This is a genomic window from Curtobacterium sp. Leaf183, from assembly GCF_001424385.1.
Classification (GTDB): domain Bacteria; phylum Actinomycetota; class Actinomycetes; order Actinomycetales; family Microbacteriaceae; genus Curtobacterium.
This window is the reverse complement of sequence record NZ_LMPO01000009.1, coordinates 87058-101429: the sequence shown is the minus strand read 5'-3', so window position 1 is coordinate 101429 and position 14372 is coordinate 87058. Positions and strand designations below refer to the sequence as shown.

Genomic DNA, 14372 nt, shown 5'->3' with positions numbered 1-14372 from the left:
GCTCACCCGCACCGGGCCTCCCGGTCGGTCGGTGACGGACCGTCAGCGCCGCACAGCACCCGCCGACAGCTCGGCGGCCCGCTGACCGACACCGGTCACCCCGAGGTCGGCGAGGGCACGGACGAAGGCGGACCCGACGATGGCACCGTCGGCGTACTCGAGGACCTCGGTCACCTGGTCAGCCGTCGAGATGCCGAGCCCCACGCACGTCCGGGCGACGCCCGCGTCACGGAGCCGTGACACGACGGTGCGCGCGGCGACGTCGACGCCCGCGCGTGCACCGGTGACACCCATCGTCGAGACCGCGTACACGAACCCACGGCTGGAGTCGACGGCCTGCTTCATGCGGACGTCGGACGACGACGGAGCGGCCAGGAACACGCGGTCGAGTCCGGTGCGCTCGGAAGCGCCCATCCACTCGCGGGCCTCGTCGGGGACCAGGTCGGGCGTGATCAGCCCGGCAGCGCCCGCGGCGACCAGGTCGTCGGCGAACCGCTCGACCCCGTACCGCAGGACCGGGTTCCAGTAGGTCATCACCAGGACCGGCACGTCGGCACGTTCGGTGATCCGGTGGACCGCGTCGAAGACCTGCGCGACACGGAAGCCGTTGGCCAGGCTCTCCTCCGCCGCACGCTGGATGACCGGGCCGTCCATGACCGGGTCGGAGTAGGGCAGTCCGAGCTCGATGACGTCGACGCCGTTCTCGGCGAGGGCCACGGCCGCGTCGACGCTCGTGTCGAGGTCGGGGTAGCCAGCCGGCAGGTAGCCGACGACCGCGCCGGCTCGGTCGGCGTTGGCCTGGTCGATCGTCGTCGCGACGGTCCGGGCGGTCACAGCTGCACCGCGGTCTCGTCGAGGACACCGAAGTACCGGCTGGCCGTGGCCACGTCCTTGTCGCCGCGTCCGGACATGTTGACGAGGATGACCCCGTCCGGCCCGAGTTCCCGGCCGAGCTTCATCACGCCGGCCAGGGCGTGCGACGTCTCGATCGCGGGCAGGATGCCCTCGGTGCGACTGAGCAGCCGGAACGCCTCCATCGCCTCGGTGTCCGTGATCGGTTCGTACTGGGCGCGGCCGATCGCCGCCAGGTGCGCGTGCTCCGGTCCGACGCTCGGGTAGTCGAGACCGGCGGAGATGCTGTGGCTCTCGATGGTCTGGCCGTCCTCGTCCTGCATGAGGTAGGACTTGGCGCCCTGCAGCACGCCTTCGCGCCCGAGCGTGATGCTGGCGGCGTGCCGACCGGTCTCGACGCCGTCGCCACCGGCCTCGTAGCCGAGCAGCCGGACGGACTCGTCGTCGAGGAACGCCTCGAAGATGCCCATCGCGTTCGACCCGCCGCCGACGCACGCGGCGACGGCGTCGGGAAGCCGACCGACCAGGTCGAGGACCTGCTGGCGGGCCTCGATGCCGATCACCTTGTGGAACTCGCGGACCATCTCCGGGAACGGGTGGGGGCCGGCGACCGTGCCGAGCAGGTAGTGCGTCGAGTCGACGTTCGCGACCCAGTCGCGGAGGGCGTCGTTGATCGCGTCCTTGAGCGTGCGCGAGCCGGTCTCGACCGGGATCACCTGGGCGCCGAGCAGCCGCATCCGGGCGACGTTGAGGGCCTGTCGCTCGGTGTCGACGGCGCCCATGTAGACGACGCAGTCCATGCCGAACAGGGCGGCAGCCGTCGCGGTCGCGACACCGTGCTGCCCCGCACCGGTCTCGGCGATCAGCCGGGTCTTGCCGAGGCGCTTCGCCACCAGTGCCTGGCCGAGCACGTTGTTGATCTTGTGCGAACCGGTGTGGTTGAGGTCCTCGCGCTTGAGGATCACCCGGGCACCGCCGGCGTGCTTGGCGAACCGCGGTACCTCGGTGATGATCGAGGGTCGGCCGGTGTAGTCGCGGTGCAGGGCGTCGAGCTCGGCGTGGAACGCGGGATCGGCCCAGGCCTCGCGGAAGGCCGCTTCGAGCTCGTCGAGCGCCAGCACGAGCGACTCGGGGACGAAGCGTCCGCCGAAGTCGCCGAAGTACGGACCGTGCAGGTCACGGAGTGAGGTCACGTTGGTGCTCCAGACGAGTCCGGCTCGTGGCCGGACCATCGAGGTGTCAGGCGTCGAGGAACGACGCGAGTGCAGCGGCGGGGTCGGCACCGGTGACGAGTGCTTCGCCCACCAGGACGACGTCAGCTCCGGCGCGGCGGTAGTGCGCCACGTCGGCGGGGCCGGTGACGGCGGACTCGGCGACACGGACGACCCCGTCGGGGATCCGGTCGGCCAGGGAGCCGAACAGGTCGCGGTCGAGCGAGAAGTCGGTGAGGTCGCGGGCGTTCACGCCGAGGATGCGGGCACCGGCGTCCAGCCCACGCGAGACCTCGTCGCCCGAGTGGGCCTCGACCAGGACACGCATGCCGAGCTGTTCGGCCAGCTCGTGGAGCTCGACCAGCTGCTGCTGCTCGAGCGCCGCGACGATGAGGAGCACCACGTCGGCGCCGGACGCCCGGGCCTCGACGACCTGGTACGGGTCTGCGATGAAGTCCTTGCGGAGCACCGGGACCGACACGCGCGCCTTGACGGCCTCGAGGTCGGCGAGCGAGCCGAGGAACTTGCGCCCCTCGGTCAGGACGCTTATCGCCGACGCGCCACCGCGTTCGTAGTCCGCGGCGAGACCGGCCGGGTCGGTGATCGGCGCCATCGACCCGCGCGACGGGCTGGCACGCTTGACCTCGGCGAGGACCTTGACGCGGTCGCCGGGTGCCAGGAAGTCGAGGGCGTCGAGCGGCGAAGTGACACGGTCGAGGTCACGTTCGACGTCGGAGTACGGGCGGTCGACGCGGCGGGCGGCTGCGTCCTCGAGCGCGCCCGCGACGAGGGTCTCGAGCACGTTGGGCATGCGCGGCCTACTCGTTGTGGTGCTTGGAGACGTACTTCGGACCGTTGACGCCGTACCCGGCCCTGCCCATCACCCAGCCGACGATGAGCCCGATCACGACGATGGCGGCCGAGGCCCAGACGCCCCAGACGATGTCGAACCAGAAGCAGAGCGTGCCGATCGTGAAGCCCACCAGCATGATGATGACGGACGTCCAGGCTGCCGGCGAGTGGCCTTCGCCGAGTTCTGCGGGCTCAGTGGTGCTCACGGTGCTCCTCGTGGTCGGGTGCGTCGTCGGTCGAACGACGCGACTCCGATCCTACCGTGTCGTCCGGAGCGGACACCGACAGCGGCGACGTGCCCGGCGCCGCGTCCGTGGGGTCGACACCGGCGCTCAGGTCGTCCCAGTCGACGATCGCGTCGCGCTGCACCGGGGCCTTCGGAGCGGTCTCGGTCGGCGACGCCGCGTACTTGCGACTCGGCCCGGGCCAGGAGCCCTGGACCACCAGGACGAGGACCCCGAGCAGCGCCGCGAGCACCCCACCGACGATCCCCACGACCGGCCACGCGGAGACGTCGACGGTCGTGACGATGCGACGCACGGCGGACAGATCGCTCACCCCGGCGACGTCGCCGATCGCGCCCTTCGCCGCGCCGACCGGGTCGGCCAGGGCGCTGATGCCGGAGACGACGATGCCTATCCCGAGCAGGACCTGGATGACCGCGAGGACGACACGGACGACGCGTCCGGCGATGGTCATCGCGAGGAACAGCGCCAGCGACGCGATCGCCAGCGCCGTGAACTGCGGCACCGCCGCCGACCCGTCGGCGACCACCGTGGACGAGACCGCCGCGGCCGCGTCGAGGTGCACGGTGAACCAGGTCTGGGTCCAGGACAGCATCACGATGCCGGCGACGACGAGCCCGAGGAGGACCACGAGCGGACGCGACCGCAGCCGCTTCACGAGCGGACCTCGCGCATCCGGTTCGCGGTGGCGACCGCCCGGAGCGGCGCGGCCGCCTTGTTGACGGCCTCGGCGTGCTCGGTGGCCGGGTCCGAGTCGGCGACCAGACCCGCGCCGGCCTGCACGCGAGCGATGCCGTCCTGGATCAGGGCGGTGCGGATCGCGATTGCCAGGTCGGCATCGCCGGCGAAGTCGAAGTAGCCGACCACGCCGGCGTACGCGCCGCGCTTGGCCGGTTCGAGCTCGTCGATGATCTCGAGGGCCCGCGGCTTCGGCGCACCGGACAGGGTGCCGGCGGGGAAGGTCGCGCGGAAGACGTCGATGGCGGACTGGCCCGGCCGGACGACCCCTTCGACGCTCGACACCAGGTGCATGATGTGGCTGAAGCGCTCGACCGTCATGAACTCGGTCACCGCGACGGTGCCCGGTTCGCAGACCTTCTGCAGGTCGTTGCGCGACAGGTCGACGAGCATCAGGTGCTCGGCGCGCTCCTTGGGGTCCTCGAGCAGGTCCGCACCGAAGCGGACGTCCTCTTCCGGGGTGGCACCGCGCGGACGCGACCCGGCGATCGGGTGCGTGATGGCCCGGCCGTCCTGCACCTTCACGAGGGCCTCGGGCGAGGCGCCGACGATCCAGAACGGCTTGCCCGCGGTGTCCTCCATCGACAGGAAGTACATGTACGGGCTGGGGTTCAGCGTGCGCAGGACGCGGTAGACGTCGATCGGGTCCGCCGTCACCTCGTGGTCGAAGCGCTGCGAGATGACGACCTGGAACACGTCGCCGTCACGGATGAAGTCCTTCGACCGGACCACGGACGCCATGTAGTCCTCGGGGGTGGTGCGGTGCGTCGGTGTGGGGTCGGCGATGTCGAAGGCCTGTGCCACGGTGGCCGGGGTCGGCTGCACCAGGTCGGCCTGCATCCGGTCGAGTCGCTGCTGCGCGCCGGTCCAGAGTGCGTCGGCGTCGTCCGTGCCGTCGTTGAGCGCGCTGGCGACGAGCAGGACCAGCCCGGTGCGGTGGTCGAGCGCGGCCATCTCGGCGACGAAGGCCAGTGACTGTCCGGGCACGTCGAAGTCCGCAGCGGGGACGTTCGGCAGGTGCTCGAGCTGGCGCACGGCCTCCCATCCGATGAACCCGACCGTCCCGCCGACCAGCGGCGGTGTGCCGGGGACGCGCGGCGTGGCCCAGCGCTCGTGCAGGCGCGCGAGGACCTGGAGCGGCGCGCCGTCGAGCGAACCGACGGCGCGCTCGGCGCTCATGCCGGTGTCGATCCAGGCGGCGCGGTCGCCGTCCTGGGTCAGGACGCCGAAGCTGCGGACGCCGACGAACGACCAGCGCGACCACAGGCCGCCCTGGCCGGCGGACTCGAGCAGGAACGAACCGGGACGCCCGTCGGCGAGCTTGCGGTAGACCCCGACCGGTGTCTCGCTGTCGCCGTAGAGCGCCCGGACGACGGGGACGACGCGGTGGCCGTCCGCCACCAGGTCGTCGAACTCCGGACGGGAGGTCGTGTGCGGCTTGTCGGGGACCGTGGCGGACGGCGCGGTGGTCGCGTTCGTCATCGGGTCGCCCCCGCCGTGTCGGCCGGGGTCGCCTCGGGTGCGGTCGCGGTGACCGGGTCGAGCGGATCGACGTCGAAGCAGCGGTGCGCGCCGGTGTGGCACGCCGCGCCCACCTGCTGCACGGTCACGAGCAGGGTGTCGTCGTCGCAGTCCAGCGCGGCGGCACGCACGTACTGGGCGTGCCCCGAGGTGTCGCCCTTCCGCCAGTACTCCTGCCGCGAGCGGGACCAGAAGGTCACCCGCCCCTCGGTCAGGGTGCGGCGGAGGGCTTCGCGGTCCATCCAGCCGAGCATGAGGACGTCCTTCGACGCTTCCTCTTGCACGACTGCCGGGAGCAGCCCGTCCGCACCGAAGCGCGCACGGTCGAGGACCGCGTCGGTGCTGGTGCTGGTGCTGTCGGTCATGAGGCTCCTAGCGTACGGCGTGCCCGGACTCCCGCAGGGCGTCCTTGACGTCGCCGATGGTCATCTCGCCACGGTGGAACACGCTCGCCGCCAGCACCGCGTCGGCGCCGGCGTCGACCGCCGGCGCGAAGTGCTCGACGAGCCCCGCTCCACCCGATGCGATGACCGGGACGCTCGACACGGCTCGGACGGCACGGACCAGTTCGAGGTCGAAGCCGTTCTTCGTGCCGTCGGCGTCGATCGAGTTGACCAGCAGCTCGCCCGCGCCCCGGTCGACGGCCTCGGCGGCCCACCGGACCGCGTCGAGGTCGGACTCGGTGCGACCACCGTGCGTCGTGACGACGAACCCGGACGGCATCCGGTCCGAGCGCTTGACGTCGAGCGACAGGACCACGGCCTGGGCACCGAAGCGGTCCGCGATCTCCCCCACCAGGTCGGGCCGGGCGATCGCGGCGCTGTTCACGCCGATCTTGTCCGCGCCGCACTGCTGCAGCCGCGAGACGTCGTCGACGCTGCGGACCCCGCCGCCGACGGTGAGCGGGATGAAGACCTGCTCGGCCGTGCGGGTGACGGTCTCGTACATCGTCGAGCGGTTCTCGACCGTGGCCCCCACGTCGAGGAACGTCAGCTCGTCGGCGCCCTGCTCGTAGTAGCGCGCCGCCAGCTCGACCGGGTCGCCGGCGTCCTGCAGGTCGAGGAAGTTGACGCCCTTGACGACGCGACCGTCCGACACGTCGAGGCACGGGACGACGCGCACGGCGACACCGCCGCGGGGACCGCCGACCGTGCCGCTCACAGGCGTGCGGCGTGGATCGGGCTGACCAGGATCGCGCGGGCGCCCAGGTCGTAGAGCGCGTCCATGATCAGGTTCGCGTCGTCGCGCGGGATCATCACGCGCACCGCGGACCAGTCGCGGCCGTGCAGCGGCGACACGGTGGGCGACTCGATGCCCGATGCGACGGCCGTCGCCTGTTCGAGCAGTGCCGTGGGGATGTCGTAGTCGAGCATGACGTAGCCACGGGCGACCAGCACGCCCTGCAGGCGGCGACGCAGGACGTCGATGCCCGGGATGGTCTCGTCGGTGGTGATGAGCAGCGCGGTCGACTCGAGGATGACCGGCCCGAAGATCTCGAGACCGGCCGCCCTGAGGGTGCTGCCGGTCGAGACGACGTCGGCCACGGCGTCGGCGACCCCGAGTCGCACGGCGCTCTCGACCGCGCCGTCGAGCTTGACGAGCGTGGCGGTCACCCCGTGCCGGCCGAGGAACTCCCCCACGAGACCCGGGTAGCTGGTGGCGACGCGGACGCCCTCGAGGTCCTGCAGCGACGAGAAGCGCCCCGGGGTGCCCGCGAACCGGAACGTCGAGTCGGCGAACCCGAGCGCGTCGACCTCGTGCGCCAGGGACCCGGAGTCGAGCAGCAGGTCGCGGCCGGTGATGCCGACGTCGAGGGCACCGGATCCGACGTAGGTGGCGATGTCGCGCGGCCGGAGGAAGAAGAACTCGACGCCGTTGCGCTCGTCGAGCAGGTGGAGTGCCTTCGGGTCACGGCGACCGGCGTACCCGGCCTCGCGCAGCATCTCGGAGGCGGTCTCGGAGAGGGAGCCCTTGTTGGGCACGGCGATGCGGAGCATCAGGGGGTCTGCTTTCTGGTCGGCTGGGTCGGTGACTGCTCTGTCGGGTGCGCCGGGGCGCGTCCTACAGATGTCGCCAGACGTCGGCCGGGGTCAGGCCCTTGGCGATCATCAGGACCTGCAGGTGGTAGACGAGCTGGGAGATCTCCTCTGCCGTGCGCTCGTCGCCCTCGTACTCGGCGGCCATCCAGACCTCGGCCGCCTCTTCCACGATCTTCTTGCCGATCTGGTGCACGCCGGCGTCCAGTTCGGCGACGGTGCCGGAGCCCTCGGGGCGCGCGGCGGCCTTGTCGGTCAGCTCCGCGAACAGGTCGTCGAACGTCTTCACCGTCCCAGGCTACCGTCCCGCGAGCGCCCGCTGCGCCGCGTCCCGGAGGTCCTGGATGCGCGCCGCCGGCTCGCCGCCGTACACCGCCGAGCCCGCGACCAGCGTGTCGGCACCGCTCTGCACCGCTGTCGGCACCGTGTCGACCGCGATGCCGCCGTCGACCTCGAGCCAGACGTCGAGCCCCGAGGCGTCGACCGCCGCGCGCGCGTCGGCGAGCTTGGGCATGACCGACGGCATGAACGACTGGCCGCCGAACCCGGGCTCAACGGTCATGAGCAGGACCATGTCGAAGGCGTCCAGGTGTCGCAGGACCTGCGTGACCGGGGTACCGGGCTTGAGCGCGACGGCGGCACGGGCACCGTTCGACCGGATCGCCGCGGCGGTTGCGAGGGCGTCGGTCGCCGCCTCGTAGTGGAACGTGACGCTGGCCGCACCCGTCTCGGCGTACTTCGGGGCCTGGGTGTCGGCGTCGGTGATCATCAGGTGCACGTCGAGCGGCACCGGCGACACCTCTTGCAGGCGCTGCACGATCGGCAGGCCCAGGGTCAGGTTCGGGACGAAGTGGTTGTCCATCACGTCGACGTGCACCATGTCGGCGGTCGTGATGCGCTCGAGCTCCCGCTCGAGGTTCGCGAAGTCGGCGGACAGGATGCTCGGCGAGATGCGGATCGTCACGCGGCAACCCTACCGGCGCGGGACGGGGCCCCTTTAGGCTGATGACATGACGGATGTTCAACGAGAGTCCATCCGCGTGCAGATCACCTTCGCGCAGGACGACGACGCCCCGCTGACCGAGGTGATCCGGAACCAGCAGGACGTCCTCGAGCTCCTGGACTTCGCACTGTTCCTGACGCACGGTGACGTGGTGCGCTGGACGAACGGCGGCGGCCGGGGACAGATCCGGCTGGCGCGGCTGGACCACGGCTCGCCCGTGGAGATGGACATCGACATGGTCATGTCCGGCGGGCTCGGCCTCACGCACGGTGACGCCCACGCGGGTGTGACCGCAGCGGGCACCGTGCTGCTCACCGCAGCGCGGAGCCACACCGGCGTCCCGGATCCGGAGCGCTCGGACCGCCAGCGTGCGTCGGATGCCGAGAAGCACGTCCTCGAGGCCATGGAGCGGGTGGCCTACGACGCCCGCGGCACCGACCTCGCCTGGCGCATCCGCGAGGCCGAGCAGCACAACGGCAGCACCCCCGAGGGCACGACGGGCAAGGGGCTGCGATTCGTCCGGGCGGCGGCCCGCCTGTCGCAGAAGGACGGCATCGACTTCCGCATGGAGTGAGCGACCGACACCTGGACCCCGCGGTCCAGCCAGGGCTCAGCGGCGACGGAACAGCGCGATGAACATCGCGTCGGTGCCCACACGATGCGGCCAGAGCTGCGCCGTCATGCCGTCGGCGACCTGCGGGTCCCGGGCGGCGACCGAGCGCACGACCGCGGCCGTGTCGAGCTGCTCGAGCACGTCGCCGTGGCGCGCCATCAGCGCATCGACCTGGCCGCGGGTCTCGGCCAGGTGCGGCGAGCAGGTCACGTACGCCAGCGTCCCGCCCGGGGCCAGCACGCGGACCGCGGCGTCGAGCAGTTCCCGTTGCAGGACCGCGAGCTCCTGGACGTCCTCAGGCGCCTTCCGCCAGCGCGCTTCCGGGCGACGGCGGAGCGCACCCAGCCCGGTGCAGGGGGCGTCGAGCAACACGCGGTCGTACGTCACGCTCGAGCCGTCCTGGCCGTAGCGACGACCGTCCCCCTCGACGACGGTGACGGTCTCCCCGAAGCCGTCGAGGGCGTTGCGGACGAGTCCGGCACGCGCCGGCACGAGCTCGTTCGCGACGAGGGTCGCGCCGCCCTGGGCGGCCTCCGCCGCGAGCAGCGCCGCCTTGCCGCCCGGTCCGGCGCACAGGTCCAGCCACCGCTCGCCCGCGCGGACCGCGGACGACCGGCTCAGTGCCAGCGCCGCGAGCTGCGAGCCCTCGTCCTGCACGCGCAGCCGACCGGCCGCGACGCCGGGCACCCGTGCCGGGTCCCCGGACAGGCCGCGGATCCCGACGGGTGAGACCGGCAGGGCGTCGGCGTCCGCCACGACGCCCGCCACGTCGGCCGGGACGGGAGGCTCGGAACCGGCAGCGACGTCGTCCTGCGGCCCGTCGTCGTCCGACTCCACCGCCCGGGTCACCGACGCCACGTCGGCCTCGGTCGCGAGTCCGGGCAGCGCGGCGAGCTGGACGCGCGGCGCGACGTCGTCCGCCGCGAGCAGCGCCACGAGCTCGTCGCGGGACCGCTCCGCCGCCAGGGCGTCCCGGAGCGAGGCCACCACCCACGCGGGGTGGGACCACCGCGTGGCCAGCAGTTCGTCGCCGGACAGGTCGCGGGTGATCTCGGTGTCCCACTGTTCGGGTGTCCGTGCCGCGATCTTGCGCATCACGGCGTTGACGAACCCGGTCGCCCGGTGCGCGCCGACCTCGCGCGCGAGCTCCACCGTCGCCGACACCGCGGCGTGGGTCGGGGTGCGCATCGCGAGCAGCTGGTGCACACCGAGGCGCAGGACGTCGAGCACGTCAGCCTCGACGTTGGCGACCCGGCGACCGGAGGCGGCCTCGACGACGGCGTCGTACCGGCCGATCATCCGGATCGTGCCGTAGGTGAGCTCGGTGGCGAACCCGGCGTCGCGCGGAGACAGTGCGGCGCGGCGGATGCGCGTCGGGAGCAGCAGGTTCGCGTAGGCGTCGTCGACCTGGACGGCGCGGAGGACGTCGAACGCCACCCGCCGCGCGCTCGGGCCGCGCACCGTCCGGGTCGGCTGCTGCCGCTGCTGGTGCGGGCTCATGCCAGGACCTTCCCCTCGAGTCCGCCCAGGCCCCGGGCCCAGGCGGCGGCGTCCATCGGCTTCTTGCCCGCGGGCTGCACCTCGGTGAGCACGAGCGGACCGTCGGCGGTGCCGACCAACAGCCGACCGTCGTCGAGCCGGAGCGCGCCGGGCGCGAGCGACGGGGCGGACTGCTCCGGGCCTCCCGTCGGGAACCGGCTCGCGCGGAGCAGCTTGACGCGCGCGTCACCGAGGTGCGCGAAGGCGCCGGGCTCGGGCGTGACCCCGCGGACGTGTGCGTGGACGACGGCCGCGGGACGGGCGAAGTCGACGTGCCCGTCCTCGATCGTGGTCTTCGGGGCGGTGGTGGGCTGGCCCACCTGGTCGGACGCGGTGGCGCTGCCGTCGGCGATGCCGTCCACGACGCGGGCGACGACGTCGGCGCCGACCTCGGCCATCGCGGCCAGGACCTCGCCCGCGGTGGCATCGGCGTCGATGTCGAACGGCTCGGTGGCGAACACCGGGCCGGCGTCGAGGGCCTCGACCAGCTGGAAGACGGTCGCGGCGGTGCGGGTGTCGCCGGCCATCACGGCTCGCTGGACGGGTGCCGCGCCGCGGTACGCCGGCAGGTCGGAGAAGTGCAGGTTCACCCAGCCGTGCTGCGGGACGTCGAGCGCGGCGCGGCGCAGCAGTGCGCCGTAGGCGACGATGACGCCCAGGTCGAGGTCGAGTCCGGCGAGCTGTTCGGTCACTGTGGCATCGACACGCGAGGCCTCGATCACGGGCAGGCCGAGCTCGGCGGCGACCTGGGCGACGGGCGTCGGGGTCAGGACGCGCTTGCGGCCCTGGGGCGTCGGCGGACGGGTGAGCACCGCGGCGATCTCGTGGTCCGAGGCCGCGAGCCGACGGAGGGTGGGGACGGCCGCAGCGGGGCTGCCGGCGACGACGAGACGCATGGGTTCGATCCTCCCACGCCGCCGCCGGTCGGGCCGCCGGTCAGGCTGCGGCCTGCCGGGCGGCGACGAAGGCGTCCACGCACGTGTCGATCTGTTCGTCCGTGTGCGCGGCGGACAGCTGGACGCGGATGCGTGCGCGGCCCTTCGGCACCACGGGGTAGCTGAACGCGGTGACGTAGACCCCGCGGGCCTGCATCTCGTCCGCGACCCGGGCGGTCAGTGCGGCGTCGTGGAACATCACGGGGACGATCGGGTGCTCCCCCGGCAGCAGGTCGAACCCGGCGTCGGTCATCCGGGTGCGGAAGCGCTCCGCGTTGCGGACGAGTCGGGCTCGGGCGTCGTCGGAGCGCTCGATGCGGTCGAGCGCCGCGACGGTGCCGGCGACGATCACGGGCGCGAGCGAGTTCGAGAACAGGTACGGGCGGGAGCGCTGCCGGAGCAGGTCGACGATCTCACGTCGGCTCGACACGTAGCCCCCGGACGCCCCGCCGAGCGCCTTGCCGAACGTCCCCGTGTACACGTCGACGCGGTCCGCGACGCCGCAGAGCTCCGGGGTGCCGCGGCCGTGCTCCCCCACGAAGCCGACTGCGTGCGAGTCGTCGACGATCACGAGTGCGTCGTACCGATCGGCGAGGTCGCAGATCGCCGCCAGCGGCGCGATCGACCCGTCCATCGAGAAGACGCCGTCGGTGACGATCGCCCGGAACCGCGCGTCGCCGGCGGCGACGAGCTGCGCCTCGAGGTCCTGCACGTCGCGGTTGCGGTAGCGGAAGCGCTGCGCCTTGCTCAACCGGATGCCGTCGATGATCGAGGCGTGGTTGAGCTCGTCCGAGATGATCGCGTCCTCGGGGCCGAGCAGCACCTCGAACAGGCCGCCGTTCGCGTCGAAGCACGACGAGTACAGGATCGTCGCCTCGGTGCCCAGGAACGCCGACACCCGGCGCTCGAGGTCGACGTGCAGGTCCTGCGTGCCGCAGATGAACCGCACGCTGGCCATGCCGTAGCCCCACCGGTCGAGGGCGTCCTTCGCGGCGTCGACCAGGTCGGTCGCGTCGGCGAGTCCCAGGTAGTTGTTCGCGCAGAAGTTCAGCAGCTCGGCGCCGTCCGCCTGGATCGACGCGCGCTGCGGCCCGGTGATGCGCCGCTCGTGCTTCGTCAGTCCCGCTGCCTCGATGCCGGCGAGCTCGCCCGCCAGGTGGTCCTTGATCGAGCCGTACACCTAGATCTCCGTCCAGTCGATGACGACCTTGCCGCCGCCAGCCGTTCCCGCCGCGTCGAACGCCTGCTCCCACGCGCGCACCGGGTACCGCGCGGTCACGAGGGACCCGATGCGGTCACGGAGCGTGCTGCTCGTCTGCAGCATCGAGCTCATGGTTTGCCACGTCTCGAACATCTCGCGGCCGTAGATGCCCTTCACGGTGAGCATGTGCGTGACGACGAGTCCCCAGTCCACGGCGATCGCGCTCGACGGCAGCCCGAGCATCGCGATCCGCCCGCCGTGGTTCATGTTCGCGACCATCGACGGCAGCGCGGTCGGGGCGCCGGACATCTCGAAGCCGACGTCGAAGCCCTCGCGCATCCCGAGCGTGCGCTGCGCCCCGCGGACCGCGGCGGCCGCGTCGTCTCGGACGTCCACGGCGAGGTCGGCGCCCATCGCCGTGGCCATCGCCAACCGGGCCGCGCTGACGTCGGTGCCGACCACGAAGCGGGCCCCGGCATGCCGGGCGACGGCGATCGCCATCAGCCCGATCGGCCCGCACCCGGTGACCAGGACGTCCTCACCGACGACCGGGAACGCCAGGGCCGTGTGCACCGCGTTGCCGAGGGGGTCGAACAGCGCGCCGACCTCGGGGTCGACGGGGCCGTGGTGCACCCAGACGTTCGCACCGGGCAGCGTCAGGAACTCGGCGAAGGCGCCGTCGCGCTGGACCCCGAGGCCCGTCGTGCGGATGCACATCTGCCGCCGACCCGCACGACAGTTCCGGCACGTCCCGCACACGATGTGGCCCTCGCCGGACACCAGGTCCCCGACGGCGACGTCCCGCACCGCCGAGCCGACCTCGACCACCTCGCCGCAGAACTCGTGGCCGGGGACGAGCGGCGCGGTCACGGCGGACGCCGCCCAGTCGTCCCAGCGGCGGATGTGCAGGTCGGTGCCGCAGATCCCGGTGCGGAGCACGCGGATCAAGACCTCGTCCTCGGTGGGCACCGGGTCGGGTCGTTCCGTCATCTCGAGGCCGGGTGCAGCCTGGGGTTTGTACAGCGCGCGCATGCGTCCACCTCGTCGTGGGTCTGCCGGTGGGCGACTCGTGGTCGCCCGCCTCCACCCTTCCACATCGGAACGAGTTCGCGAACCCATGGGTACGTTCGCATGCATGGCAGACGTCATCACATCCAGCACCCGGTACGCCGGTTCCTCCATCCAGAAGGCCACGCTCGTCGTCGGCGTCGTGTTCCTGGTCGTCGGGATCGCAGGGTTCGTCCCCGGGCTGACCTCCGGCTCGCTCGCGGGCGCCGGCAACGGCTCGATGGCGATGCTGCTCGGACTGTTCCAGGTGTCCGTTCTGCACAACGTCGTGCACCTGCTGTTCGGCGTGGTCGGTCTCGTCGCGGCGTCCCAGGCGACGGGGTCGCGCATGTACCTCGTCATCGGCGGGATCGTGTACCTGGTGCTCTTCGTCTACGGGCTCTTCACCGCCGGGCACGACTCGGGTGCCAACTTCGTGCCGCTCAACACGGCCGACAACTGGCTGCACCTGCTGCTGGCCGGCGGCATGGTGGCGCTCGGCGTGTTCCTGCCCCGGATCGGGACCCGGGCGTCGGCCCGCTCCTGACGGAAGTCGCGGGCGTCGGCCCGCTCCTGCCG

At 72.3% G+C, this 14372-nt stretch carries 17 protein-coding genes; 2 read left to right on the top strand and 15 right to left on the bottom strand.

Annotated elements, in window-relative coordinates:
• Positions 1 to 42: 42 nt before the first annotated feature.
• From trpA to rpe, 11 genes are all read right to left on the bottom strand, one after another.
• Entirely contained in the window at positions 43 to 834 is a 792-nt protein-coding gene (gene trpA, locus ASG04_RS11325) for a tryptophan synthase subunit alpha (RefSeq protein WP_056124252.1), read from the bottom strand.
• Complete coding sequence (gene trpB / locus ASG04_RS11320; RefSeq protein ID WP_082518183.1) at positions 831 to 2084, bottom strand: tryptophan synthase subunit beta; 1254 nt, start codon at positions 2082 to 2084, stop codon at positions 831 to 833. The genes trpA and trpB overlap by 4 nt, the downstream gene beginning before the upstream one ends.
• Before the next feature lie 7 nt (positions 2085 to 2091).
• The gene (trpC, locus tag ASG04_RS11315) at positions 2092 to 2865 is read right to left on the bottom strand and encodes an indole-3-glycerol phosphate synthase TrpC (RefSeq protein WP_056125711.1); all 774 of its coding nucleotides are present in this window, start codon (positions 2863 to 2865) and stop codon (positions 2092 to 2094) included.
• Between the two features lie 16 nt (positions 2866 to 2881).
• Positions 2882 to 3121, bottom strand: coding sequence for a DUF6704 family protein (locus ASG04_RS11310; protein ID WP_056124249.1), 240 nt, complete (start codon positions 3119 to 3121; stop codon positions 2882 to 2884).
• Positions 3108 to 3818: a Trp biosynthesis-associated membrane protein gene (locus tag ASG04_RS11305; protein ID WP_056124245.1), complete on the bottom strand. Its 711-nt coding sequence runs from the start codon at positions 3816 to 3818 to the stop codon at positions 3108 to 3110. The genes ASG04_RS11310 and ASG04_RS11305 overlap by 14 nt, the downstream gene beginning before the upstream one ends.
• A complete protein-coding gene (locus ASG04_RS11300) occupies positions 3815 to 5380 on the bottom strand; it encodes an anthranilate synthase component I (protein ID WP_056124242.1) in 1566 nt (521 codons plus the stop codon). Before ASG04_RS11300 ends, ASG04_RS11305 begins: the two co-directional genes overlap by 4 nt.
• Positions 5377 to 5784 (bottom strand): phosphoribosyl-AMP cyclohydrolase, encoded by a 408-nt coding sequence (hisI, locus tag ASG04_RS11295; RefSeq protein WP_056124240.1) that lies wholly within the window; start codon positions 5782 to 5784, stop codon positions 5377 to 5379. The genes ASG04_RS11300 and hisI overlap by 4 nt, the downstream gene beginning before the upstream one ends.
• A gap of 7 nt (positions 5785 to 5791) precedes the next feature.
• The gene (gene hisF, locus ASG04_RS11290; protein WP_056124237.1) at positions 5792 to 6580 is read right to left on the bottom strand and encodes an imidazole glycerol phosphate synthase subunit HisF; all 789 of its coding nucleotides are present in this window, start codon (positions 6578 to 6580) and stop codon (positions 5792 to 5794) included.
• Positions 6577 to 7416, bottom strand: coding sequence for an ATP phosphoribosyltransferase (gene hisG / locus ASG04_RS11285; RefSeq protein WP_056124234.1), 840 nt, complete (start codon positions 7414 to 7416; stop codon positions 6577 to 6579). The genes hisF and hisG overlap by 4 nt, the downstream gene beginning before the upstream one ends.
• A gap of 64 nt (positions 7417 to 7480) precedes the next feature.
• The gene (locus tag ASG04_RS11280) at positions 7481 to 7744 is read right to left on the bottom strand and encodes a phosphoribosyl-ATP diphosphatase (RefSeq protein WP_056124231.1); all 264 of its coding nucleotides are present in this window, start codon (positions 7742 to 7744) and stop codon (positions 7481 to 7483) included.
• A gap of 9 nt (positions 7745 to 7753) precedes the next feature.
• Complete coding sequence (gene rpe / locus ASG04_RS11275; protein WP_056124230.1) at positions 7754 to 8419, bottom strand: ribulose-phosphate 3-epimerase; 666 nt, start codon at positions 8417 to 8419, stop codon at positions 7754 to 7756.
• Positions 8420 to 8465: 46 nt separating this feature from the next.
• Between rpe and ASG04_RS11270 the strand changes: the two genes are divergently transcribed.
• Positions 8466 to 9032, top strand: coding sequence for a hypothetical protein (locus tag ASG04_RS11270; protein ID WP_156463642.1), 567 nt, complete (start codon positions 8466 to 8468; stop codon positions 9030 to 9032).
• A gap of 36 nt (positions 9033 to 9068) precedes the next feature.
• Here the strand turns inward: ASG04_RS11270 and ASG04_RS11265 are convergent, their stop codons facing one another.
• From ASG04_RS11265 to tdh, 4 genes are read right to left on the bottom strand one after another with little or no spacing between them, the layout of a single operon-like run.
• Positions 9069 to 10571, bottom strand: a complete 1503-nt coding sequence (locus ASG04_RS11265) for an RsmB/NOP family class I SAM-dependent RNA methyltransferase (protein ID WP_056124224.1) — start codon at positions 10569 to 10571, stop codon at positions 9069 to 9071.
• Positions 10568 to 11506, bottom strand: coding sequence for a methionyl-tRNA formyltransferase (locus ASG04_RS11260; protein ID WP_056124221.1), 939 nt, complete (start codon positions 11504 to 11506; stop codon positions 10568 to 10570). Before ASG04_RS11260 ends, ASG04_RS11265 begins: the two co-directional genes overlap by 4 nt.
• A gap of 40 nt (positions 11507 to 11546) precedes the next feature.
• Entirely contained in the window at positions 11547 to 12725 is a 1179-nt protein-coding gene (locus ASG04_RS11255) for a glycine C-acetyltransferase (protein ID WP_056124220.1), read from the bottom strand.
• A complete protein-coding gene (gene tdh / locus ASG04_RS11250) occupies positions 12726 to 13778 on the bottom strand; it encodes an L-threonine 3-dehydrogenase (RefSeq protein ID WP_056124217.1) in 1053 nt (350 codons plus the stop codon).
• 103 nt (positions 13779 to 13881) lie between these two features.
• On the opposite strand from tdh, the gene ASG04_RS11245 reads away from it, so the two are divergent.
• Entirely contained in the window at positions 13882 to 14340 is a 459-nt protein-coding gene (locus tag ASG04_RS11245; protein ID WP_082518058.1) for a DUF4383 domain-containing protein, read from the top strand.
• Positions 14341 to 14372 lie beyond the last annotated feature (32 nt).

Coding starts and splice junctions, on each gene's coding strand:
- trpB (WP_082518183.1), bottom strand. CDS start 2,084: ATGGTCCGGCCACGAGCCGGACTCGTCTGGAGCACCAACGTGACCTCA.
- ASG04_RS11300 (WP_056124242.1), bottom strand. CDS start 5,380: ATGACGAACGCGACCACCGCGCCGTCCGCCACGGTCCCCGACAAGCCG.
- hisI (WP_056124240.1), bottom strand. CDS start 5,784: ATGACCGACAGCACCAGCACCAGCACCGACGCGGTCCTCGACCGTGCG.
- hisG (WP_056124234.1), bottom strand. CDS start 7,416: ATGCTCCGCATCGCCGTGCCCAACAAGGGCTCCCTCTCCGAGACCGCC.
- ASG04_RS11270 (WP_156463642.1), top strand. CDS start 8,466: ATGACGGATGTTCAACGAGAGTCCATCCGCGTGCAGATCACCTTCGCG.
- ASG04_RS11265 (WP_056124224.1), bottom strand. CDS start 10,571: ATGAGCCCGCACCAGCAGCGGCAGCAGCCGACCCGGACGGTGCGCGGC.
- ASG04_RS11260 (WP_056124221.1), bottom strand. CDS start 11,506: ATGCGTCTCGTCGTCGCCGGCAGCCCCGCTGCGGCCGTCCCCACCCTC.
- tdh (WP_056124217.1), bottom strand. CDS start 13,778: ATGCGCGCGCTGTACAAACCCCAGGCTGCACCCGGCCTCGAGATGACG.
- ASG04_RS11245 (WP_082518058.1), top strand. CDS start 13,882: ATGGCAGACGTCATCACATCCAGCACCCGGTACGCCGGTTCCTCCATC.